The following is a 19,717-nucleotide window of genomic DNA, read 5'->3' as shown; positions in this document are numbered from 1 at the left end:
CCTTGCCGCTGTCGTCAGCGGCGTTTACGCGGTCTTGGCGAGACTGTCTGTGAAGAACGCGGTGAGCTTCTTCAGCGCGGGGTCGACGTACTGGTCCTTGTCGTAGAGGTCGACGTGGCTGGCGCCCTCGACCCAGTGGATCTCCTTGGGGCCGATGGCTTTCTGGAAGGCTTCGACGCTCATCCAGGAGGTGACCGCCCGGGTGCCGACGATCATCAGCAGTGGGCGCTGGCCGATGAGGGGGACGAGGGCGAAGGCGTCGAAGGTAGCCATCTTGTCGATGCTGGTCCAGTCGAAGAATTTTGCCGAGCGCGGGTGCTCGGCGCGTGGGGTGCAGTAGTACTCGAAGCCCTCCGCGCCGTGCTCGCCACCGAACTGGCGGGCCTGCTCGACGGTGTCGGGGAACAGCGTCAGCGTGCCCGGGTCCGCACCGCAAGCGGAGGCGGTGCGGGCGTTCGCGGCAGCGTCCAGCATTCCCTGGAACACGGCGGGGTCCTGGGTGCCTTCGGCACCGAGGCGGAACTGTCGGGCGATGTCGACGGCGCTGACCGTGGCGACCGCCTTGATGCGGTGGTCGCTGCCGGTGGCGGGTAGGACGTAGCCGCCGGAAGCACAGATGCCGAGCGCCCCGATCCGCTGGGCGTCGACCTCGGGCCGCGTGGCGAGGAAGGATACGGCGGCCTTGAGGTCTTCGATCCGGTGGGCCGGGTCTTCCAGACCGCGGGGCGCGCCGCCGCTCTCGCCCTGGTAGGCAGCGTCGAAGGCGACGGTCACGAAACCCTGATCGGCCAGGTGGCTGGCGTAGCGGGCTGCGGTCTGCTCCTTAACGCCGCTGCCGGGGTGGCCGACAACGATGGCCGGGCGAGGCCCGTCTGCGGGTGTGTCGGGGATGTAGAGGTGGCCGGCGAGGGGGATGCCCGCGCTGTCGAAGGTGACGTCGGTCCTCGTCACGAGGTGCTCCGTTTCGCTGTCGTGGGTGGAGCCTGCCTTCGGGCTGGCTCGGGCCGGACGTGTGCCGCGGCGTGAGTCCACGGTCGCGCTGCCGTCGTGCGCGAAAAAGAGACAGATTTTTGCCTGGGAAGAAATCTGCCCTCCCGCAGGCTTCGGGCAGCCGGTGAGAATGGAGGACATGACCGCCGCACCAGAGCCCGGCGACCTCGGCGCCTTCCTCAAGGCCAGCCGTGCGCGACTGACCCCGCACGAAGTGGGGCTTCCTGAGCTCGACGGGAATCGCAAGGTGGCCGGGCTGCGCCGGGAAGAGGTCGCCCGCCTGGCCGCGATCAGCGTCGACTACTACACCCGGCTGGAACAGGGGCGTGTCCAGGCATCCGCCGCCGTCCTGGCCACCCTCGCTCGAGCGTTGCGTCTCGACGAGGACCAGCAGATCTACCTCTACGAGATCGCCGGCAAGACCGACGCCCGGCCGCGCCGACGCCGGACCAACCAGAAGGTGCGACCGGCGGTGCGTCGCCTGCTGGCGCAGCTCGACCAAGTGCCGGCGGTCGTGCTGGGCAAGCGCATGCACATCCTCGACTGGAACCGAGCTGCTGCCGCTCTTTACATCGACTTCTCGCGCGTTCCCGCAGCCGAGCGGAACTACGTGCGGCTTCTGTTCACCCACCCTGTCGTGCGCGGCATGCATCTGGACTGGGAGCACGACGCTCGCGACGCCGTCGCCGCGCTCCGCATGGAGGCGGCCAAAGACCCCGACGACCCGGACCTGGTCCAGCTCGTCGGTGAGCTCTCGGTCCAGGATCCCGACTTTCGCGCCTGGTGGGCCGAGCATCGCGTCAACTCCGCCAGCTACGGCACCAAGCACTACCGGCACCCGGTCGTCGGCGATCTCACGCTCGACTGCGACACCTGGAACAGTCCCGACGACAGCGGTCAACGGCTCATGGTTATCACCGCAGAGCCGGGGAGCCCATCCGACGACGCACTGCGCATCCTCATGTCGTGGGAAGATCATCCCGCAACACGAACCGACACGATCGGCGACGCCGGCGGATGACTGGCTGGGGCGGCGGTTCAAACCTTTCTCGTTTCGCCCGGGCCAGTCCGCGCCGCCATCTGGAATCCCGACGGGCTCGGCGGCAAACTGGCGGCCCAAGCCGGAACCGAGCACGCCGCCTACCTCGAACAGCTTCCGCAATCCTTCGGCATGACCACCGGACGCATCACCGAACCGCACGAAGTCGCTGCCGTGGTGGTCTTTCTGCTCTCCGCGGTCGCATCGAGCATCACGGGCGCCGACTACATCATCGACGGTGGTGCGATCAAAACGCTCTGACACCCGCGAACGGCACCGTCAGTCATCACCGCAGAGGCGATATTCCCGGAGAAACAACATGGCCATATTCGTACGAGCAAGCTTCGAGGTACGGCCTGGACAACAATCGGAGTTCGAAAGAACCGCGACAGCCCTGCGCGACCTGGCCCACCAAGAGCCGGGAGTACTCGGCTACGAGTGGTGTTACGACAACCGCTCCGGCCGCTACCTGGCGTTGGAACAATTCGCCAACTTCTGCGGCCATGCTGACGCACGCGCGCCTCGCCGAGGACCTATTGCGCCAGTTGGCCGAGTACTCGGAGATGGTTTTCATGGAACTGCACGGAAAAATCACCCCTGAGTTGCGCGCTGCGGTGGAGCGCATGCCGAACTCGCTCACGATCTTCGACGCCGCGTCCTTCAACCCGTGAAAGCGGCGGGTGATCGGTACGCTGGCGGGCAGTGGGGCGCTTCGACGGTCCGACGGGCGCCAGCCGCGGTGGTGCGTAAATCAGGCGAAGGCAGGATGGTCCTCCCAGTACCCGCCGGGTGTCGTACCCGCACGGCTACGTCACCGGAAGGTCATCCGACAAACACGTGCGCCCGATCCGGTTGCCCCATGGTCGCGAATCCGTCTGGGGAGTTCACCCAGGCCGGACGCGGATATTGCACACCAGGCGGCAACTGTGCACCGGGTGGTAGTGGGGGTTGGAGGCCGTGTTCGGATTTGCGGAATGATCAGCGACGTAGCGGACCGCGACGCTGAAATCGTCCCCCTTGCCACCGACTTGGCCGGGATCACCACGAGTTTCCGGTCCTGGACGCGGAACTGGGCCGTCCGACCGTTCACGGTCACGCCCTGGATCTGCTGCCCGGCCGAGTCGATCACGTTGATCACTGGAGCGAACCCAATGCCCTCGACGAAACGGTGCACTTGGTCGTGCTCGACGGCACGCAGGTCACGTTCATCGACGGTATCGAGAGCAGCCGCGCACTACGGGCGGGGCTACGAGTAGGGCGCAGCACCTTCCCGCATACGCTACGGCCGGCGGCAAGGTGTTGCTCGCAGCGTGCCCGACGCGCGGGTTCATGAGCTCTATGCTGATGAGGACTTGCCCAGGTTGACTGCGGAAACCGTGCCGAACCGGGCTGCTCTCATGCGGCAACTGGCAACCATCCGCGAACAGGGTTATGCCATCAACAAGGAAGAGAGCGAGCGCGGCCTGACCGCGATCTCGGCGCGGGTGCGAGGTGGAACTCCGCAACTGGATTTGGCGGTGTCCGTCGCTGTGCCCAGCGTTCGAGCTGACTCGCTGTTGGTGAAGCGGGTGCGTGAGCTGGTGCTCGACGTGGTCGAGCCGGGTGGCTGACGCGTGATTTCCGCGAGCGCGTAGCGCAGATTCCAGGGATTGTCACAACGCTGCGGCCCGTTGGTGGCGGCGAGCAGACTCGTGCGAAGCGTTCGGCTGGGACATCCCAGCCGAACGATTCGCGTGGGCGGTCGCCCCGTGCAACCACTACAACTACACAGTGGACGCAGGTTGGTTCTCCGTTGTTCGTCAGCATGCGCAGGAGATGTCTAGTTCCTGCTCTCGTCCGACGAGGCCTTGGCCGTCGCGCATGTGCGCCGCGACGCGGGCGCGATGCACGCCCTTGCCGTGTTCCTCTTCGTAGACGGCTCGCACGTCCTCCTCCCACTTCCGATCCGCGGACCAGACCTGCGGTAGCTGGGTGATGTGCCACGGCGTGGTCGGCTGCGACGCCACTGCGAGGGTGGCCTCCAACACGTCCCGTTGCATTGCGGGATCGTGCGGGCGACCGACCGTGGCACCCAGCGGGAAGTCCGCGAACACCGGACGAGCCGGCTTGAACGCCTCGGACATCTCATGCAGCGCGCTCATCGTGACACAGGGGATGCCCCGAGCCTCAAGTGCGCGTGAGATCATGTGAGTTGCCCGGTGGCATGCCGGGCAGAACGGCACCATGAGAACCAGATCGACGCCCTGCTCGACGTAGACGTCCGCAATAGCGGGCGCGCTCTGCTCGACAAGTTCCGTGTACTTCGTGATGGACCCCAGCATCGACACCGCGGTCGGTGCCAGCTCGGCGAATACGCCATCGGCCTGCATTTCGACGAGCCTGTCGCGGGGGAAAACCACGTTGAGGTCGGCAACCGCGAAGTTGCGGATGGGCGAAGGGTGGTCGAAGACGAGTTCCGACACCGGGACGTCCAGGGGTACCAGCCTGAACGTCAGATCGTTGGTCGGCTGGAAGGATCGCTGACTGGGAAGGTGGGCGCCGACGGTGGCGAACATCCCGAGCTTCGCCTCCGACAACTTGGCCTGAATCGGTGCTGGCTTGACCGGTTGGAAAGAGGGAAGCTCGGCGAAGTCGCCCAGGCCGAACCCGCGCATCATTTCCACATAGCTGAAAGGCATTGAAGCTCCCGTTGTTGTGGTGACCGTATCGCTGACCGCGGTCAGGGCCAGCGAGCTTGAACGTCCTCTAGACGACGTGGGCGTGCTGACGCCCGGTGCCGTCGGAGTTCGTCCCGCCCCAGGGCATGCCGCTTCTTCCAGGCGTCGGTGTCTGATGGGTGGCGAGGAAATTCGCTACCGCCTCGGTTACGATCTCCGGCTTTTCGAGGTTGGTGTAGTGCCCCGCACCGTCGACCCACTGCAACTCGGCGCTGGGGAAGCACAACGTAGCTGGAAGCTTCGGGTGATCGAAGTAGTAGGTGGGCTGCCCGTCGTCACGGTTGCCCTGGAGCAGGAGGACGGGGAAGTTCATGTGCGGGAAGAGTCGCACCCTGTCGATGCGTTCCTTCTCGAAGGACGAGGCTTGGTAGTAGCGGACCACGGCGTCGGCGATGCCCGGATAGCTCATCTCGTATCGCAGGGTCTCCAGCCGGTGCTCGTCAACCTCGTTCTTGAGCATCGCCTTGAGGCGGAAATCGAAATAAACGTCGGGATCGCCGAACAAGTAGGGTCCGAACAGCGGATCGGCGAAGTATTCTGCCTGCCAGGAGTATTCCGGCCGCCAGACATGGCATACCTGCTGCATGCGGACGTAGCAATGGACGCGGTCCGGGTGGTTGCCGCCGAGGTAGTCGGCCAGCACGGTCCCTCGGTCGTGGGAGACGATGGCGAAGGTGCGCAAGCCGAGTTGATCAAGCAGCGCGAGCAGCTCCGCCGCGCAGTTTTCCCAGCGCCAGTCGCCCGGGCTCTTGTCGCTCTGGCCGTAGCCCTTGAGGTCCACGGCGATCACGTGGTGGGTCTTGGCGAAGTGATCGATCTGGGGCTCCCAGGCACGCCAGCTTTCCGGGTTGCCGTGCAGGAATACGATCGGCTCGGCGTGCGGGTTCCCTGCGGTTACGTAGTGCCACCGAATGGGCGCGACGGCCCCGGGAGCTTCCTGGAAATGATGGGTGACCTCGGTGGTTCCAACAATCTGCCGCTCGCCGTCGTAGTTGGGTACCGTGTCTCGACGTGTCATCGTGACACCTTTCGTCTTTGGCGTTGGATGATTGGCGAATCCGCCGCCTTCGGCTGCGAGGGCTCGCTGGTGTTCTTGTGCTCGGGGCGGCATTCGGTCAGCTCACCAGGGCGACGCACGTGAATGGTTCGGTCGAGTTGCCGCAAGAGCGGCGCTGCGTGGCGCGACTGGACGTTGAAGCGCTGCGCCAGGCCGGGGATGTCGTCGATGCTGACCTCTGCGATGCGCGGCGTCGATTGTTGACGACCGGCGACGTCGTTGCGTTCGGGTGAGACCACGCGGCGCACCGGGCACCACAGTGCGCTGAACACCAGGGTGCGTCCCGCTTGCGTCAGCAACTCCTCGACCGTGCCTGGCCTTGATGGTTGGTGCCCTCGGGCGTCTGCCGTCGGTCATTCGTCGCTCCTATGCGCTTGGTCGCGCAGGTCGCGCCAGCCTGGGATCAGGCCAATCCAAGAGCGGACTGCGTGCGGCCGGTCTCCTGCTGACAGGAGCCAGCCTCACAGCTCTGTTCTACAAAACAGAACAACGGTTCTGTCATGCATTACGATAAGACGAAACGCGAGGCGTATCAACCATGACGGTCATCGCCATCCGCGCAGTGTCGACGACGTCGGGAATCGGATCGCGACCGAACGAGGCGGAACGGCTGCTCAACGACGATCTCGCGCCGGTTTGCGGTGATGAGCGTCATGCCATCGCCCACGTCAACGCTGGCCTCGACGACTGCGAGTACCGGATCTCGGCTTTCCGACACATGAGCCCGCCCGATCGACCCGGGAACGTCACAAGGAAACCCGAGACAATCGCCAACGCCACCACCGAACGTCTGGAGGTTCAGTGGCCGTCGCGGTCTTCGGGGTTGAGGTAGCCGTCCTCCAGGAGTCCGTGCTTTTCGATCACGCTGGTCAGGGCTGCCGTCCAGTGCTGGTAGTACTCCCAGCGGCTGCGGGCGTCGGCGGGTGTTTCCTGCCAGGTGCCGATCTCGGCGATCAGCTCGGCCTGGAAGTCCTGCCAGCGGTAGTGCCCGAACTCCGAGAGCGCGACGGCCAGCCCGAACGCGCGACGCTGCCATTTCGCGTCGAAAACGGGCTGGTTGTGGTCGGTCACGCAGGACTCGTGGAAGGACACGTGCCCGGTGTCGTCGTAGCTGACCTGGGTGATGTCGATGCTCATGGGCGAAAACCTCCGTCAGGCGGGGGAGTTGGCGAGTGCGACGCCGATCATGGATTCGGTGGTGACCAATTCGGCGAGCTGTTCCTCGCTCCAGCCCTCGGTGCCCGACGGGCGCATGGGTACGACGAACCAGCGCGAGTGGCCGCTGGAGTCCCACACTCGGACCTCCGTGTCGTTGTCGAGCTCGACGCCGAGCTCGGCCAGTACGGTGCGCGGTTCTCGTGCGGCGCGGGCGCGGAAGACCGGATCCTTGTACCAGTACGGCGGAAGACCGAGCACCGGCCACGGGAAGCACGAGCACAGCGTGCAGATCACCAGGTTGTGCACGCCGGGCTCGTTGCGCACTGCCGCGATGTGTTCGCCTTCGGCTCCGGCCATTCCCTCGGGCAGGTCAAGGCGCGCGATCGCTGCGGGCGTGTCGGTCACGAGCAGGTCGGCGAACTCGGTGTCGACCCAGGCGCGGGCCACGATCTTCTTGCCGTTGAGCGGAGTCATCTCCGACTCGAAGTAGCCCAGGACCTTGTCCACCGTGGTGTCGGAGATGATGCCCTTATCGATGAGCAACGCTTCGAGGGCCCGCACCTGTGCGGCGCTCGCCTCTTCTCGGTCGTCGGGGTAGGAGAACTGCGTCATGTTCTTCCTTACTGGATCGGGGAAAGGTAGCTCTCGTAGAGCTCGGCGTAGAGCGGTCCGGCGTGTGGTTCGGTTCGCTCGCCCCAGAGTTCGTCCGGTTCGAAGCGCACGATGTAGACGGGTACTGGATCGCCGAGCCCGTCGGCTCCGGTGGAGCAGAAATAGCCGTAGCGTCCTTCGAAGACCCGTTGCACGACTCCGGTGTGTCCGCGCAGATACCCGGGCAGCCGGGTGTGCTCGCCTGCCGGGGGATTGCGCACCAGCACCCGATCACCGACGGCGAAGGCCGGAGCGTCCGCTGGTCCGCGACGCGGCGTGTCCCCCTTGCGCAGATATCTGATCACCTGTGCGTCAATGGCGTCTTCGCCGGCCTCCGGCAGCGACATGTCCGGATCGGCGCGGTATTCGGCTGTCCTGCTGTCCATTTCGGACCGCGAGATGTAGCCCTGTTCAACGAGGTAGGCGGTGATGCCGCCGAGCCATTTCTCGTAGTAGCGCAGCCGGAAGTATTCGAAGGGGTTCATCGCCTCGGCGCCTTTGCGCAGGTCGGCCCAGGTCCAGGTGGAGGCGAACGTGGTGGGAACCGCGTCGAGGTCGTAGCCGGGAACGGCCTCGCGCAATGCGGCGGAAAGTCCCATCAGCGCCGCGTGGATGCCGAAGATCCGTTTCTCCCATTCCTGCACGAAGACCCGTTTCTCGAACGTGATCGGCATGTCGTCGAGGCCTTCGAGTCCGCCGAGCGCGTGCTGCAGTTTCATTCCACCATCACCGCCGTCTCCTTCCTCCGTGTCAGAACGCTCGCGAGTTGTTCAACCGTGCGGCACCCAGCGGCGTCATGCCCACCTGGACCCGTACGGTCATCCCGGAGGTCACCGGGCGATGAGTGTGGCGGCACGTTCGGCGATTGCCAGGACTGTCGCGTGCGTGTTCGCGCCGATGATGTGGGGCATCACCGAGGCGTCCACCACGCGTAGTCCCTCGATGCCGTGTACGCGCAGTTCGGTGTCGACGACGGACAGCGGGTCGTGGCCGATGCGGCAGGTTCCCACCGCGTGGAAGTAAGGGCCCGTAACCCGGCGCACGTATTCCCGGAGTTCGCCGTCATCTCGGACGGCCGCGCCTGGTAGCACCTCCCCGCTCCGCCATTGCGCCAGTGCCTGGGCTTCGCCGGCCTCGCGCGCCAGCCGCAGCGCCGTGACCATCGCCGCCAGGTCTCGCTCGTCGCCGAGGAAGTTCGGGTTGATCAGGGGAGCGGTGTCGGGGTCGCTGCTGGCGAGCCGGACGCTGCCTCGACTGTGCGGCAGCATGAGGCTGAACCCGACCGTGTAACCGTTCGTGGGACCGGCCAGCGTCGGCGGATGGTAGGCGATGTCGAGGAACACCAGTTGGACGTCCGGGGCCGGGAGGTCCGGGCGGCTGCGCACCATCGCGATGAGGTCGCTGTGTTGGTTCGTCGTCGGCGGAACGGGCTTGGCCGAGGAGTAGGTGATTCCGGCCAGCGGGTGGTCCTGCAGGTTGGCGCCCACACCTGGCAGATCGGCCACCACGTCGATGTGGAACTCGCGCAAGTGATCGGCGGGGCCGATGCCGGAGAGCATGAGCAGCTGGGCGGAACCGATCGTGCCGGCACTGAGCAGGATTTCGCGGCTGGCTTCCACCCACCGCAGCTCCCCGTCGACCGAGTACTCGATACCGGTGCAACGGCCGGCCGACAGGGTCAGCCGACGGACCGTCGCATTCGGCGCCACGGTCAGATTCGACCGGACCGAAGCTGGGTGCAGGTACCCGTCGGCGGCGGACTGCCGTGCTCCATCCACGATGTTCGTGTCCAGCCAGGCCACGCCCTCCTGCTCTTTGCCGTTCAGGTCGGCCGTGACGGGGTGTCCGACCTCGACGGCAGCGTCGAGGCATGCGTGGGCCAGCGGGTGGACGTTCTCGGCCGACGACACGACCATCGGCCCCTCGGTGCCCCGATAGTCCGAATCGCGCCCCGCTGCCCGCTCAGCACGTTTGAAGAACGGAAGAAGATCGTCATATCCCCAGCCAGCAGCACCATTCCGTACCCACGCGTCATAACCGGCGCGGTGCCCACGCAGGAAGGCCATGGCGTTGATGCTGCTGCTCCCGCCAAGAACCTTCCCCCGAGGATAGGGATGGACAAGACCATTCGTGCCAGGCTGGGGCACGGTGACGTATCCCCAGTCGACCGAGCTTCCGATCAGTGTCGGCCACGCCGGTGGGATGGCCATCGATTCCGGCCCATCGGCCGCACCCGCCTCGATGAGAAGCACCCGGGTCCGCGGATCTTCCGACAGTCGTGCCGCAAGCACGCAGCCGGCACTCCCCGCACCCACCACCACGTAGTCGAATGAGCGCATGTTCCCTCGGTCTCGCATCCTGCCGGCTCAACCTGGCGCACCAACGGCGCAGGATGAGGATGTCCCCGTCCGGCACCCAGGCAAGCACACGCCCGCCGGGCATTGGGATGCCAAGGTTGGCCAGTCCTGCATAGGACTGGCAGGGCTACCCTGAAGACCGCGCGTGGAACGGATGCGAGGGGGCCCGATGACGGAGGTCACGTTAGGTGCTTTCCTGCGTGTGCGACGCTCGTCGCTCGTGCCGGACAACGACGACCTCGGGGCGGTGAGCAGGCGACGAGTGCCCGGGCTACGCCGTGAAGAGGTGGCTCAACGCGTCGGTGTGAGCGTCGACTACTACACCAAACTTGAGCAGGGCCGCCGAGCCGCCCCTTCCGAAGGCGTCCTGAACGCACTTGCCGATGTGCTGCGGCTGGACGATCCAGCCAGGGAGCACATGCGCGACCTGGCGTGGAACAACTCCCGTCCGAAACAGAGCTGCGATTCAACGGTGCAGCAGGCAAGGCCCGGGATGCTTCGGCTCCTGGAGTCGTTCGGTGGCCTGCCCGCGGTTCTTGTCGGTCGACGGATCGACGTCCTTGCGACGAGCCCCACCGCACGGCTTCTTATCGCTGATTTCAATGCGATGCCGGCTCAGGAGCGGAATGCCGTCCGGTGGGTCCTGCTCAGCGAGCGGGCGCGCCAATCGCATGTCGATTGGGAGGCCGCGGCAGCTGGATTGGTCGGCATGCTGCGCATGGATGCCGGGCGGCATCCGAATGACCCTCGGACTGCCGAGCTCATCGACGAACTCAGCGAAACGAGCGAGCATTTCACCAAGCTGTGGAACGACTGCCACGTCGCGACGAGCGTGGTCCCGGAATCGAAGGTGCTCCAACACCCCGTCGTCGGCCGCATCCGCTTGCATGTCGAGGCGGTGACGACACCCCGAGACAGGGACCAGACCCTGCATGTGATGATCCCAGCGGATCTCGCCTCGCAATCAGCGATACAAGAGCTCCAGACCCTGGCAGGCGTCGGCTGAAGTCTGCGCGGTCGACGGCATCACCTGCCACGGGTCATGCCGAAGGCCGCGCCGGAAGGCTAGACGGCTGGCCCGAGCTTGAGCAGGCGTTCGGCGTTGCCGTGGGCGATACGCCGTCGGTCCGCCTCCGCTAGCGGGGCGGCGTCGAGGAACGCCACGGCATCCGCGGTGGATTCGTAGGGATAGTCCACAGCGAACAGCACGTTGTCGATCCCGATGGCCATGACCGCGCCGAGCAGGGCGGCATGCGAGCAGACTCCGCTGGTGGTGATCGCGAAGTTCTTGGTCAGGTACTCCGAAGGCGGGTGGACGGGACCGTCGTCGAGCTGGAGGTCGGCGTGGCGAGCATCGAAACGGGCCAGCTGGAAGGGCAGGAACTCCCCCATGTGACCGAGTATCACGCGGGCGCCGGCGAAGCGGTCGAAGACCCCGCCGTAAATCAGGCGCAGCGCGTGGGCGCCGGTGGCGGCTGTCCAGCTGTAGGTCGGGCCGACCAGTTCGGGGTGGCCGCCCAGGACATGCCATTCGTCGGGTACGACGCCGGAGGGGTGGAGGTAGATGGGGACGTCGAGCCCTTGCAGTTCGGCCCATACGGGCTCGTATTGGGGTTCGTCGAGGTAGTGGCCGAGGGTGTGGTCATTGACCAGCGCCCCGCGCAGGCCGAGTTCCGTGACCGCACGGCGAAGTTCCCCGGCCGCGGCCTGCGGGTCCTGCAACGGGAGCGCGGCCAGCGCGGTGAAACGATCCGGCCAGCGGTTGACGATCTCGGCGAAGTGGTCGTTGGCGCGCTTGGCGTCGTCCACGGCCACGCTCGCGTCGGCTTGCGCCTGGATGCCCGGCGACGTCAGGGACAGGACTTGCATGTCGATGCCGTGTTCGTCCATTTCGGGTAGCCGGTGCGCGGTGATGTCGGTGAGCCTGCTCGTCCAGCGGGCGAGGACCTCTGGTCGGTAGACCGAGGCCTCGTGGGCCTTCGGGGTGCCGTGGGTCTTCAGGTCGTCGAACCAGATTGCCTCTTCCAAGGTGATGCGGCGCATCCGAGATCATCTCCAAAACCATTGAGCAACTTGCTGCTACTCCGGCCCGATCCATCGAGCGAACCGTCGCAGGCGGGAAGTCGACCGCCCTGACGCCAACGCCGTTCAGTCCGGGTCATCATTTTCGCGGTCGCTGCCGGTTGGCCGCCGCTGCCCACCTATCCGCACACCGCTGCGGTCAAGAACGACAACTCGCGACGCCGCACCCAGCAAGCGCGCCGACGGCCGTCCGGGCGTTCGCTGCGACCCAGCGTCGTCCTCGGAAGACGGGTCTGAGTTGGACGCTCGAAGCGGCCCGGTGCCGGTGCATTCTTGCCGAGCGGCCGCCGAACGGCAGCGGTCGGCCACGACATGAGGACCACATGAGCATCAGGACGCACGAGGTCGGCAGCCAAGGCCTGACGGCATCGGTCGAAGGGCTTGGCACCATGGGGATGACCGCGATGTACGGCACCCCGAACGACGCGGGGTCGGTCGACACGATCCACCGAGCGATCGAGCTCGGGGTCACGCTGTTCGACACGGCGGACATGTACGGCCCGTTCACCGGCGAGGAGCTGGTCGGACGCGCGGTCGCGCCCTATCGGGACCGGGTCCTCCTCGCCACCAAGTTCGGCGGCGCGACGCTCGATGAGACGGGCAAGATCGTCGGTGGCCCGAACGGTCGGCCCGACTACCTGCGACGTGCCGTGGAGGGCTCGCTCCGTCGGCTCGGCACGGATCGCATCGACCTGTACTACCAGCACCGCGTGGACCCGAACGTGCCGGTGGCTGAGACCTTCGGTGCGTTGGGCGAGCTGGTCGCCGAAGGCAAGGTGCGGTACTTGGGCATCAGCGAAGCGTCTGCTGACAACATTCGCGCAGCCCACGCCGCAGCACCCCTGTCGGCCGTGCAGACCGAGTACTCGCTGTTCACGCGGAACGTGGAGACCAACGGAGTGCTCGACACGGTGCGCGAGCTAGGCATCGGGTTCGTGGCGTACGCACCGCTGGGGCGCGGCTTCCTGACCGGCGAGTTGCGCTCGCTCGACGGGCTGCCGGAGGACGACTGGCGTCGCACCGCGCCTCGTTTCAACGGCGAGAACTTCGCTCGCAACCTCGCTCTCGCCGATCGCGTGCGAGCGATCGCCGAGAAGTACGGCGCCACGCCGGGGCAGCTGGCCTTGGCGTGGGTGCTCGCCCAGGGGGTCACCGCCATCCCCGGCACAAAGCGACGCGCTTACCTGGAGGAGAACGTCGCCGCCTCAGCGCTCACGCTGGACCCCGATACGCTGACCGCGCTCAGTGAAGCGATCCCGGCCAGCGAGGTGGCGGGCGAGCGGTACGTGCCAGCCGGGATGAAGGCCATCCAGGAGTGAGCGGTACGTTGAAGCACAGCGAGTGCTCGCCCAGAACCGGCTGAGCCATGCGCTGATCGGCTCGTGGGAACTCGGCGACGAGCGTGTCGGCAACGTGACCTGGCGCTGGTTCACCGATCCCGATTCGCGCGCTCTCAACGTCTCCGAGGAGCACGAAGCGATCGGGCGCGGCTACGCGGCGGACCTGCGTGCAGCCGCCGCGCGCCGCGGCGGGGACGCCGCGGCCGACCGCCTCATCACCGACCTCCTCCGAACGAGCGAGGAGTTCAGCCGGTACTGGGGTGACATGGCCGTGGAACCCCTGCGCTCCACCCGCAAGCAGCTGATCCATCCACGGGCGGGGCCGCTCGACGTGCAGTGCGACTTCGTCCTCAGCGCCACCACCGGCCATCGGCTGGTGATCTTCCGGCCACAACCGGGATCGACCGCCGCCGCGAACTTCGAATTTCTCGATGTGCTCGGCGGGCAGACGTTCGACGCCTGACGCCGGTTCGCTCGCGTCACATCGACATCTCGGACCGGACGGTGCGGTTCGCTGCTGCCCCGCCGCAGGCGCACGGAACCACGGCGGACGGCTGCGCACGTGGGACGTCCATCAGCCCTGGACGATCGTGTACCGCTCACTGATCTGCGCCGCGGCCAGCCGAACCTTGGCGATGATTCTGCGCTCGACCTTTGCCGGGATCCGCGAGATGAGACCGACCACGCTCACCGCGGCCACCACCTCGCCCTCACGGTGACCCCAAATCGGGGCCGCGATTCCCATGACATCGGGGTCGAACTCTGAACGGGACACCGCGTAGCCGTCCGACCGAATCCGCTCCAGCCTGGCAAGCAGTTCGTCGACGTCGGTCAGCGTCGACTCGGTGAACCGCCTCAGCTGGGTGCCGGACAGAAGCTCGCGAACCGTCTCCGGATCCTCCCAGGCGAACAGCACGATGGCCGAGGCGCCAGCGTTCAGGGGCAACACCGTGCCGCGCTCGTAGGAGATCCGCACGTGATGTCGGTACGACTCGGCTCGGTCCAAGCAGACGACGAGGTCGCCGTTACGCCGGGTGAGAAGGACCGCTTCGCCGAGCTCGTGCGCGAGATCGTCGATGACGGGCGCGGCGATTTCTGAAAGTCCGTAGGTTCTTCGCGCCAGCCGGGCGAGCTCCATCACGCGCAACCCGAGCCGGAAGCCGCCGCTCGGCGCTTCTTCGAGGAACTGCGCGGACACGAGCGATTGGAGGTAGCGGTACGCCGTGGAACGCGAGACGCCGAGCTCGGTCGCGACCAGAGCACCGCTGACGGTCGGCTGCTCCTCGCTGAACATGCTCAAGAGGTCGAGCGTGCGATCGGCCGTGGCGTTGCGTTCGCGGTATCCACTGCCATTGCTCTGTCCTGACATACGAGTCAGCGTACCGTCCGTGTCCGAGCGGACGCTCCGAGCCAACTGAAGCACGGCCAGGGCGTCGTGGTCGAACGTCACGTGCCCGCGGCGGCGGAGCTCGGTCGCGATCTTGCCTGAAACGAAGCTGCCCGTGAGGGAGTTCGTCGCCCTCGTAGCGCGCCGCGCCCAGCCGTTGGCGGTACGGCCGTAGCTGCTCACCGGTGTGAATCGCGGACAGTGCCGACGGATCCAGCCCAACTTCACGGCGCTGCCGCCATGGGCCCGGGCGCCAACCTCTTGACGCCTCACCCGGACCATGGCAGTGTTCTGTCTCGAAATACAGCTGTCTTGTCCTGAAATATAGGACGGACGGGGTTGCCCGAGGGCTGGGTGCGTCAAGATCTCCACGCCCGAAGCGCCGGAGCGGTAGTCAACCTCCAGGACGGGGGCCGAATGAACAACGGTGTTGAGAAGCTCGGTAGAGCAAGATTCGGTGCGGCGTCAGCTGGGTGACTTACGGGCGACGCTGGAAGAGGCTCCGGCCGACAGGTTGGCGGACCGGCCCGTGCGCGGCAGCGACTACGGACGACACGAGTCGCCACAGACGTTCGGACTGGACGAAGTCCTCCCGGCTTTCCCGGTGGCTGTTCCTCTTGGTCTTCGGCGTGACGTGCCTGTTGGGCATCGCGACGGTCAACGGCACCATGGAACTGATCATCCAACGCTTGTTGATTTCGGTCGAAGGCCGAGGTCGAGCGGTCCCACCCGCTTTGTTCGCCGACGCACTCGGTCGCGAGTGCTCCGAGGTCTTCGGCGATGGTGTTGATACCTCGACGGTTTTGTCTGGTTGGTTTTGCGGACCGCTGTTTTTCGCACGTGAAAGGGGATCGTTATGCGTATTGCGGGACCGGTACGGTCGGCAGCGGGGAGGGGTGCGAGGTGACCACGAAGGCGACGCGGGCTGATCAGTTGCGTGAGGTCGCGCATCCGGTTTTCAACGATCGCAGGCTGCGGTTGGGGACGTTTTCCACGAATTTGTCCGGTGGGTGCGCGATATCGACGATCGAGGGGGTTTTGGAAGCGTCGTGGGAACAGACGTTGTCGCTGGCTCGCATGGGCGACGAGATGGAGTTCGAGGCGTTGGTCCCGGTCGGCCGTTGGCGGGGTTTTGGCGGTGAGACGAACTTCAACGGCGCGGGATTCGAGTGCTTCACGTGGGCGGCGGGATTGGGCAGTGCCACGGAGCGGGCCGGACTGTTCGTGACCTCGCACGTCCCGACGATTCATCCGGTGATGGCGGCGAAGCAGGCCACCACGATCGATCACATTTCGGGCGGCCGTTTGGCATTGAACATCGTCACCGGTTGGCATGCACCGGAGATTGAGATGTTCGGCGCCAAGCAGCTGCCACACGATGATCGTTACCAGGTGGCCCAAGAATGGATCGACATCATCCGCCAACTGTGGACGGATGACGAGCCGGTCAACTTCGACGGGAAGTACTTCCACATCGTCGATGCCGCGTTGGCTCCGCGACCGCTTCAGACCCCGCACCCGGTTCTGATGAACGCGGGCGGCTCCAGCGCGGGGCGGCATTTCGGTGCCCGCAACTGCGATGTCGTGTTCGTGAACACCGACATCGGCCAGCAGAGCCCGGCGGGGTTGAAGGAGAAGGTCGACGAGTTCAAACGGTTGGCCCGCCAGGAGTACGGGCGCGAGATCAAGGTGTGGATCAACGCCTATGTCGTTCAGGAGGACACCGAGCAGGAGGCCAGGCAGTTCCTCGATTACTACGTGAATCAGAAGGGCGACTGGGTCGCGGCGGAGAACCTCGTGCGGAGCATGGGGATGAATTCCCAGTCGTTTCCGCAGGAAACCTTGCAGGAGATGAAGTTCCACTTCATCGCCGGGTGGGCCGGTTATCCCATCGTGGGCACCAAGGAACAGGTAGCCGACACCCTGATCGCCTTGACCGATACCGGTCTTGATGGCGTGTTGCTGTCCTGGCCCCGCTACATCCAGGACATGGCCCGGTTCCAGGTAGAGACCTATCCGCTTCTCGAACAGGCAGGAGTCCGCTGATGGCCCTCGGAACAACCGCAGAAAACCTCGCCCGAGTCCAGCAGTTGCTGTCGGCGGACTGGCGGCTGCTGGTCGGTGGCGAGCTCATCGGCGCCCCGGATGGCCGGACCTTCGAAGTGACCAGTCCTCTCGACGAGAGCACCATCGCAGCGGTGCCCGACGCGGACGAGGAGTTGGTCAACGATGCCGTCGCCCGCGCCGAGGCCGCGTTTCCCGCTTGGCGAGACCGTGACGTCCTCGAACGCGCCGATCTCGTCCGCACACTCGCCGACATCGCCGAAGCGAACATCGACGATCTCGCTCTGCTGGATGCCGTCGATGGCGGCGCTCCCGTGTCGGTGATGTCGGGGGACGTGCGCATGGCCGCGGGGCTGTGCCGGTACTTCGCGGGTTTGGCGCTGGAGATGAAGGGCTTCACGCTGCCCTCGGAGGACATGCGCTTCACCATGCGCCAACCCTTCGGCGTCGTCGCGAAGATCATCCCGTTCAACCACCCAATCCTGTTCGCGATCAGCAAGATCGCCGCACCGCTGGTCGCTGGGAACTGCGTGATCCTCAAACCGGCCGAAGCCACCCCGATGTCGGCCTTGCACCTGGCCCGCTTGATCCAGGACCTGTTCCCTCCGGGCGTGTTCCAAATCGTGGTCGGCAACGGTCCCACCGTGCCGCGGGCGCTGGTGCGCCACCCAGCGATCACCCGCATCGGCTTCACCGGCAGCGAGCCGACCGGCCGCAGCATCCAGCAGGACGCCGCGCAGACCGGTGTGAAGAAGGTGACCCTTGAGCTGGGTGGCAAGAACGCCTTGATCGCCTATCCCGACGCTGACCCCGACAAGGTCGCGCAAGGCGCGATCCAGGGAATGAACTTCACGTGGTCCGGACAGTCCTGCGGTTCCACGTCGCGACTGCTCGTGCACGAATCGATCGCCGACGCGGTCGTCGCGGAGATGACACGGCGGCTCAAAGGGCACGTGCTCGGTTCACCGCTGGACCCGGACAACGATCAGGGCCCACTGGTCAACCGCGAGCAGTACGAGAAAGTCCTGCGCTACCTCGCCAGCGCCAAGGAAGACGGCGCGGTCGTCGTCACCGGCGGCAGACGGCCTCAAGGTCTCGACACCGGCTACTACGTCGAACCGACGGTCCTCGACCACGTCGACGCCACCTCGGCTGTCGCGACCGAAGAGATCTTCGGCCCAGTCCTGTCCATCATCCGCTGGACGGACAACGACGACCCCGTCGCAATCCACAACTCCGTCCGCTACGGCCTGACCGGCAGCATCTACACCAACAACATCCAACAAGCCATGCGGACCGCCAAACAACTCGAAACCGGATACGTCTGGATCAACGACTCCAGCCGACACTTCCTCGGCATGCCCTTCGGCGGCTTCAAAGCATCCGGACTCGGCAGAGAAGAATCCATCGACGAACTCCTCAGCTACACACAGGAAAAATCAATCAACATAAAACTCTGAACCGAACACCAACCGCGAGCCGGGGACCCGGGCTCGGCACGTCCCGACCCGCGGAGCTTCGCCTGCGACAGCAGCCACCAGCCGAACCCGACCGGTGGTGGCAGTTGCCGCGGTGACCCCGGCGAGGCCCGCGTGTCCTGAAGCGATACGCGGGCCTCGCGGGAGCACGTCGCGCCGCACATACCGCCACGCAGAAGGCGTTCGAAGGCGGATTCTGAAACCGCTGTGGTCGGTGCGCGACGCCGATGCCCATGCCGCCCCATCCTGCGGGTCATCTTTTCTTGGGAGCGTCAAGTGATCACCACAGTTGTCGTTGGAAATCCTAAGCCGAACTCCCGAACGCTCACGTCCGCGACGCTGCTCGCCGAGGCGCTCACGGGCCGACCCGCTGACCATGTGCTCGACCTCGTCGACCTCGAATCCGGCCTTCTCGCCCGCGACGACGAAGCTGTTGGTGCCGCTGTGCGAACCGTCGTGCAGTCCGACGTCGTCGTCATCGCGAGCCCGACGTTCAAAGGTACTTACACCGGCCTGCTGAAGCTTTTTCTCGACCGGTTCGCCGGGCGCAGCGGGATGCAGGGAGTCGTCGCCGTCCCGCTCATGCTCGGCGCGGGACCCACGCACGCGATGGCCCCAGATCTGCTGCTGCGGCCCGTGCTGGCGGAGCTGGGCGCCACGTGCGTGCTGCCCGGTCTCTACTTGCTTGAGGAGAAGTACAACGACTCCACCGAGCTCGCGGAGTACACGCGACGCTGGGAACCGGTGGTCACCAAGCTCGTCGCCACTACACGGGCCACGGCGCGTGGATATGGGGCTGCAGAGACGATTTCGCCCCCGTTCACGGCGGTCGACGCCGCAGACGCCCGCTTGCTGCGGGATGCGTTCGGCTGTTTCCCGAGTGGTGTCGCCGCTGTGTGTTCCTTGGTCGACGGTGAGCCCACTGGCATGGCGGTCAGCTCGTTCACGTCGGTCTCCCTCGACCCGCCCTTGGTGTCGGTCTGCGTCGACAACGAATCGACAACCTGGCGACGCCTGCGCGCCGCGGGCCGGATCGGGGTGAGCGTGCTCAGCGAGGCGCACGAGGCGGTGTGCCGCTCGCTGGCGGCGAGGACCGGTGATCGCTTCGCCGGGCTCACCCTCCACACCACAGTGGGCGGCGCCGTCCTCATCGAAGGGGCCACTGCGTGGCTGGACTGCATGATCCAGGACGAGATCCCCGCAGGGGATCATCACATCGTGCTGTTGCGGATCGCCGGTCTTCGCACTGGGCCGGAAACCCGGCCGCTGGTGTTCCACCAATCCGGCTTCCGGCGGCTCATCGAGGTGCCGACGTGATCGCAAGAGCGAAGAAAACGGCCCAGCGGGCGCACCTCCGTCGGCAATGGCGCTGAGCAGGATGTGGCCGGGCGCTGCTC

Annotated in this window: 22 protein-coding genes and 1 pseudogene; 12 read left to right on the top strand and 11 right to left on the bottom strand. The window is 65.9% G+C overall.

Annotated elements, in window-relative coordinates; all coding sequences use genetic code 11:
• Window positions 1-24 precede the first annotated feature (24 nt).
• On the bottom strand, window positions 25-1,131 hold the full coding sequence (locus MOQ72_RS28835) for an alpha/beta hydrolase (protein ID WP_242188872.1): 1,107 nt from the start codon (window positions 1,129-1,131) through the stop codon (window positions 25-27).
• On the opposite strand from MOQ72_RS28835, the gene MOQ72_RS28830 reads away from it, so the two are divergent.
• The 5 genes and pseudogenes from MOQ72_RS28830 (at window position 1,121) to MOQ72_RS28815 (ending at window position 3,639) form a co-directional block, all read left to right on the top strand.
• A complete protein-coding gene (locus MOQ72_RS28830; protein ID WP_242188871.1) occupies window positions 1,121-2,011 on the top strand; it encodes a helix-turn-helix domain-containing protein in 891 nt (296 codons plus the stop codon). The two genes, MOQ72_RS28835 and MOQ72_RS28830, sit on opposite strands and share 11 nt — an antisense overlap.
• A 150-nt stretch (window positions 2,012-2,161) precedes the next feature.
• Window positions 2,162-2,290: an SDR family oxidoreductase gene (locus MOQ72_RS28825; RefSeq protein ID WP_242188870.1), complete on the top strand. Its 129-nt coding sequence runs from the start codon at window positions 2,162-2,164 to the stop codon at window positions 2,288-2,290.
• 58 nt (window positions 2,291-2,348) lie between these two features.
• Window positions 2,349-2,510 (top strand): annotated as a pseudogene (locus MOQ72_RS45760) (antibiotic biosynthesis monooxygenase); the annotation flags it as partial.
• Window positions 2,511-2,532: 22 nt separating this feature from the next.
• A complete protein-coding gene (locus MOQ72_RS28820) occupies window positions 2,533-2,700 on the top strand; it encodes a hypothetical protein (RefSeq protein WP_242188869.1) in 168 nt (55 codons plus the stop codon).
• 639 nt (window positions 2,701-3,339) lie between these two features.
• A complete protein-coding gene (locus MOQ72_RS28815; RefSeq protein WP_242188868.1) occupies window positions 3,340-3,639 on the top strand; it encodes an IclR family transcriptional regulator domain-containing protein in 300 nt (99 codons plus the stop codon).
• A gap of 189 nt (window positions 3,640-3,828) precedes the next feature.
• On the opposite strand, the gene MOQ72_RS28810 is transcribed toward MOQ72_RS28815, so the two are convergent.
• From MOQ72_RS28810 to MOQ72_RS28780, 7 genes are all read right to left on the bottom strand, one after another.
• Window positions 3,829-4,707 carry a glycine/sarcosine/betaine reductase selenoprotein B family protein gene (locus MOQ72_RS28810; RefSeq protein ID WP_242188867.1) on the bottom strand — a complete coding sequence of 293 codons (879 nt, stop codon included), beginning with the start codon at window positions 4,705-4,707 and terminating at the stop codon, window positions 3,829-3,831.
• Window positions 4,708-4,774: 67 nt separating this feature from the next.
• Window positions 4,775-5,764 carry an alpha/beta fold hydrolase gene (locus MOQ72_RS28805; protein WP_242188866.1) on the bottom strand — a complete coding sequence of 330 codons (990 nt, stop codon included), beginning with the start codon at window positions 5,762-5,764 and terminating at the stop codon, window positions 4,775-4,777.
• Window positions 5,761-6,102: a YbbN family protein gene (locus MOQ72_RS28800; protein WP_242188865.1), complete on the bottom strand. Its 342-nt coding sequence runs from the start codon at window positions 6,100-6,102 to the stop codon at window positions 5,761-5,763. The genes MOQ72_RS28805 and MOQ72_RS28800 overlap by 4 nt, the downstream gene beginning before the upstream one ends.
• 499 nt (window positions 6,103-6,601) lie before the next feature.
• Complete coding sequence (locus MOQ72_RS28795; protein WP_242188864.1) at window positions 6,602-6,940, bottom strand: nitrile hydratase accessory protein; 339 nt, start codon at window positions 6,938-6,940, stop codon at window positions 6,602-6,604.
• Between the two features lie 15 nt (window positions 6,941-6,955).
• Entirely contained in the window at window positions 6,956-7,573 is a 618-nt protein-coding gene (gene nthA / locus MOQ72_RS28790; protein WP_242188863.1) for a nitrile hydratase subunit alpha, read from the bottom strand.
• Window positions 7,574-7,581: 8 nt separating this feature from the next.
• The gene (nthB, locus tag MOQ72_RS28785) at window positions 7,582-8,331 is read right to left on the bottom strand and encodes a nitrile hydratase subunit beta (protein ID WP_242188862.1); all 750 of its coding nucleotides are present in this window, start codon (window positions 8,329-8,331) and stop codon (window positions 7,582-7,584) included.
• 111 nt (window positions 8,332-8,442) lie between these two features.
• The gene (locus MOQ72_RS28780) at window positions 8,443-9,951 is read right to left on the bottom strand and encodes a GMC family oxidoreductase (RefSeq protein ID WP_242188861.1); all 1,509 of its coding nucleotides are present in this window, start codon (window positions 9,949-9,951) and stop codon (window positions 8,443-8,445) included.
• A 187-nt stretch (window positions 9,952-10,138) separates the two neighbouring features.
• Here MOQ72_RS28780 and MOQ72_RS28775 point away from each other — a divergent pair, with 187 nt between their 5' ends.
• A complete protein-coding gene (locus tag MOQ72_RS28775) occupies window positions 10,139-10,975 on the top strand; it encodes a helix-turn-helix transcriptional regulator (protein ID WP_242188860.1) in 837 nt (278 codons plus the stop codon).
• Between the two features lie 59 nt (window positions 10,976-11,034).
• On the opposite strand, the gene MOQ72_RS28770 is transcribed toward MOQ72_RS28775, so the two are convergent.
• A complete protein-coding gene (locus MOQ72_RS28770; RefSeq protein WP_242188859.1) occupies window positions 11,035-12,012 on the bottom strand; it encodes an amidohydrolase family protein in 978 nt (325 codons plus the stop codon).
• A 362-nt stretch (window positions 12,013-12,374) separates the two neighbouring features.
• Between MOQ72_RS28770 and MOQ72_RS28765 the strand changes: the two genes are divergently transcribed.
• Entirely contained in the window at window positions 12,375-13,370 is a 996-nt protein-coding gene (locus MOQ72_RS28765) for an aldo/keto reductase (protein ID WP_242188858.1), read from the top strand.
• 22 nt (window positions 13,371-13,392) lie between these two features.
• Entirely contained in the window at window positions 13,393-13,854 is a 462-nt protein-coding gene (locus MOQ72_RS28760) for an MmyB family transcriptional regulator (RefSeq protein ID WP_242188857.1), read from the top strand.
• 111 nt (window positions 13,855-13,965) lie between these two features.
• On the opposite strand, the gene MOQ72_RS28755 is transcribed toward MOQ72_RS28760, so the two are convergent.
• Together MOQ72_RS28755 and MOQ72_RS28750 are read right to left on the bottom strand one after the other, a co-directional pair.
• On the bottom strand, window positions 13,966-15,150 hold the full coding sequence (locus tag MOQ72_RS28755; protein WP_242188856.1) for an IclR family transcriptional regulator: 1,185 nt from the start codon (window positions 15,148-15,150) through the stop codon (window positions 13,966-13,968).
• 106 nt (window positions 15,151-15,256) lie between these two features.
• A complete protein-coding gene (locus MOQ72_RS28750) occupies window positions 15,257-15,460 on the bottom strand; it encodes a hypothetical protein (protein ID WP_242188855.1) in 204 nt (67 codons plus the stop codon).
• Between MOQ72_RS28750 and MOQ72_RS45755 the strand changes: the two genes are divergently transcribed.
• The 4 genes from MOQ72_RS45755 to MOQ72_RS45310 all read left to right on the top strand — a co-directional run bounded on the left by MOQ72_RS45755 (window position 15,447) and on the right by MOQ72_RS45310 (window position 19,637).
• The gene (locus tag MOQ72_RS45755; protein ID WP_372495569.1) at window positions 15,447-15,707 is read left to right on the top strand and encodes a hypothetical protein; all 261 of its coding nucleotides are present in this window, start codon (window positions 15,447-15,449) and stop codon (window positions 15,705-15,707) included. The two genes, MOQ72_RS28750 and MOQ72_RS45755, sit on opposite strands and share 14 nt — an antisense overlap.
• Window positions 15,682-16,824: an LLM class flavin-dependent oxidoreductase gene (locus MOQ72_RS28745; protein ID WP_242188854.1), complete on the top strand. Its 1,143-nt coding sequence runs from the start codon at window positions 15,682-15,684 to the stop codon at window positions 16,822-16,824. Before MOQ72_RS45755 ends, MOQ72_RS28745 begins: the two co-directional genes overlap by 26 nt.
• Window positions 16,824-18,302: an aldehyde dehydrogenase family protein gene (locus MOQ72_RS28740; protein WP_242188853.1), complete on the top strand. Its 1,479-nt coding sequence runs from the start codon at window positions 16,824-16,826 to the stop codon at window positions 18,300-18,302. The genes MOQ72_RS28745 and MOQ72_RS28740 overlap by 1 nt, the downstream gene beginning before the upstream one ends.
• Window positions 18,303-18,596: 294 nt before the next feature.
• Window positions 18,597-19,637, top strand: coding sequence for a flavin reductase (locus tag MOQ72_RS45310; RefSeq protein ID WP_308197983.1), 1,041 nt, complete (start codon window positions 18,597-18,599; stop codon window positions 19,635-19,637).
• The last annotated feature ends 80 nt before the right edge of the window (window positions 19,638-19,717 follow it).

The sequence above is a fragment of the Saccharopolyspora soli genome, assembly GCF_022678645.1.
In the GTDB taxonomy this organism is placed as follows: domain Bacteria; phylum Actinomycetota; class Actinomycetes; order Mycobacteriales; family Pseudonocardiaceae; genus Saccharopolyspora; species Saccharopolyspora soli.
Note: the sequence above shows the minus strand (reverse complement) of the source record. Positions and strands in the feature narration are given on the sequence as shown.

What these genes read in the sequence shown, in the direction of transcription:
- MOQ72_RS28830 (WP_242188871.1), top strand. Translation starts at nt 1,121, where the DNA reads ATGGAGGACATGACCGCCGCACCAGAGCCCGGCGACCTCGGCGCCTTC.
- MOQ72_RS28835 (WP_242188872.1), bottom strand. Translation starts at nt 1,131, where the DNA reads ATGTCCTCCATTCTCACCGGCTGCCCGAAGCCTGCGGGAGGGCAGATT.
- MOQ72_RS28825 (WP_242188870.1), top strand. Translation starts at nt 2,162, where the DNA reads ATGACCACCGGACGCATCACCGAACCGCACGAAGTCGCTGCCGTGGTG.
- MOQ72_RS28820 (WP_242188869.1), top strand. Translation starts at nt 2,533, where the DNA reads ATGCTGACGCACGCGCGCCTCGCCGAGGACCTATTGCGCCAGTTGGCC.
- MOQ72_RS28810 (WP_242188867.1), bottom strand. Translation starts at nt 4,707, where the DNA reads ATGCCTTTCAGCTATGTGGAAATGATGCGCGGGTTCGGCCTGGGCGAC.
- MOQ72_RS28805 (WP_242188866.1), bottom strand. Translation starts at nt 5,764, where the DNA reads ATGACACGTCGAGACACGGTACCCAACTACGACGGCGAGCGGCAGATT.
- MOQ72_RS28795 (WP_242188864.1), bottom strand. Translation starts at nt 6,940, where the DNA reads ATGAGCATCGACATCACCCAGGTCAGCTACGACGACACCGGGCACGTG.
- nthA (WP_242188863.1), bottom strand. Translation starts at nt 7,573, where the DNA reads ATGACGCAGTTCTCCTACCCCGACGACCGAGAAGAGGCGAGCGCCGCA.
- nthB (WP_242188862.1), bottom strand. Translation starts at nt 8,331, where the DNA reads ATGAAACTGCAGCACGCGCTCGGCGGACTCGAAGGCCTCGACGACATG.
- MOQ72_RS28780 (WP_242188861.1), bottom strand. Translation starts at nt 9,951, where the DNA reads ATGCGCTCATTCGACTACGTGGTGGTGGGTGCGGGGAGTGCCGGCTGC.
- MOQ72_RS28775 (WP_242188860.1), top strand. Translation starts at nt 10,139, where the DNA reads ATGACGGAGGTCACGTTAGGTGCTTTCCTGCGTGTGCGACGCTCGTCG.
- MOQ72_RS28770 (WP_242188859.1), bottom strand. Translation starts at nt 12,012, where the DNA reads ATGCGCCGCATCACCTTGGAAGAGGCAATCTGGTTCGACGACCTGAAG.
- MOQ72_RS28765 (WP_242188858.1), top strand. Translation starts at nt 12,375, where the DNA reads ATGAGCATCAGGACGCACGAGGTCGGCAGCCAAGGCCTGACGGCATCG.
- MOQ72_RS45755 (WP_372495569.1), top strand. Translation starts at nt 15,447, where the DNA reads ATGGAACTGATCATCCAACGCTTGTTGATTTCGGTCGAAGGCCGAGGT.
- MOQ72_RS28750 (WP_242188855.1), bottom strand. Translation starts at nt 15,460, where the DNA reads ATGATCAGTTCCATGGTGCCGTTGACCGTCGCGATGCCCAACAGGCAC.
- MOQ72_RS28740 (WP_242188853.1), top strand. Translation starts at nt 16,824, where the DNA reads ATGGCCCTCGGAACAACCGCAGAAAACCTCGCCCGAGTCCAGCAGTTG.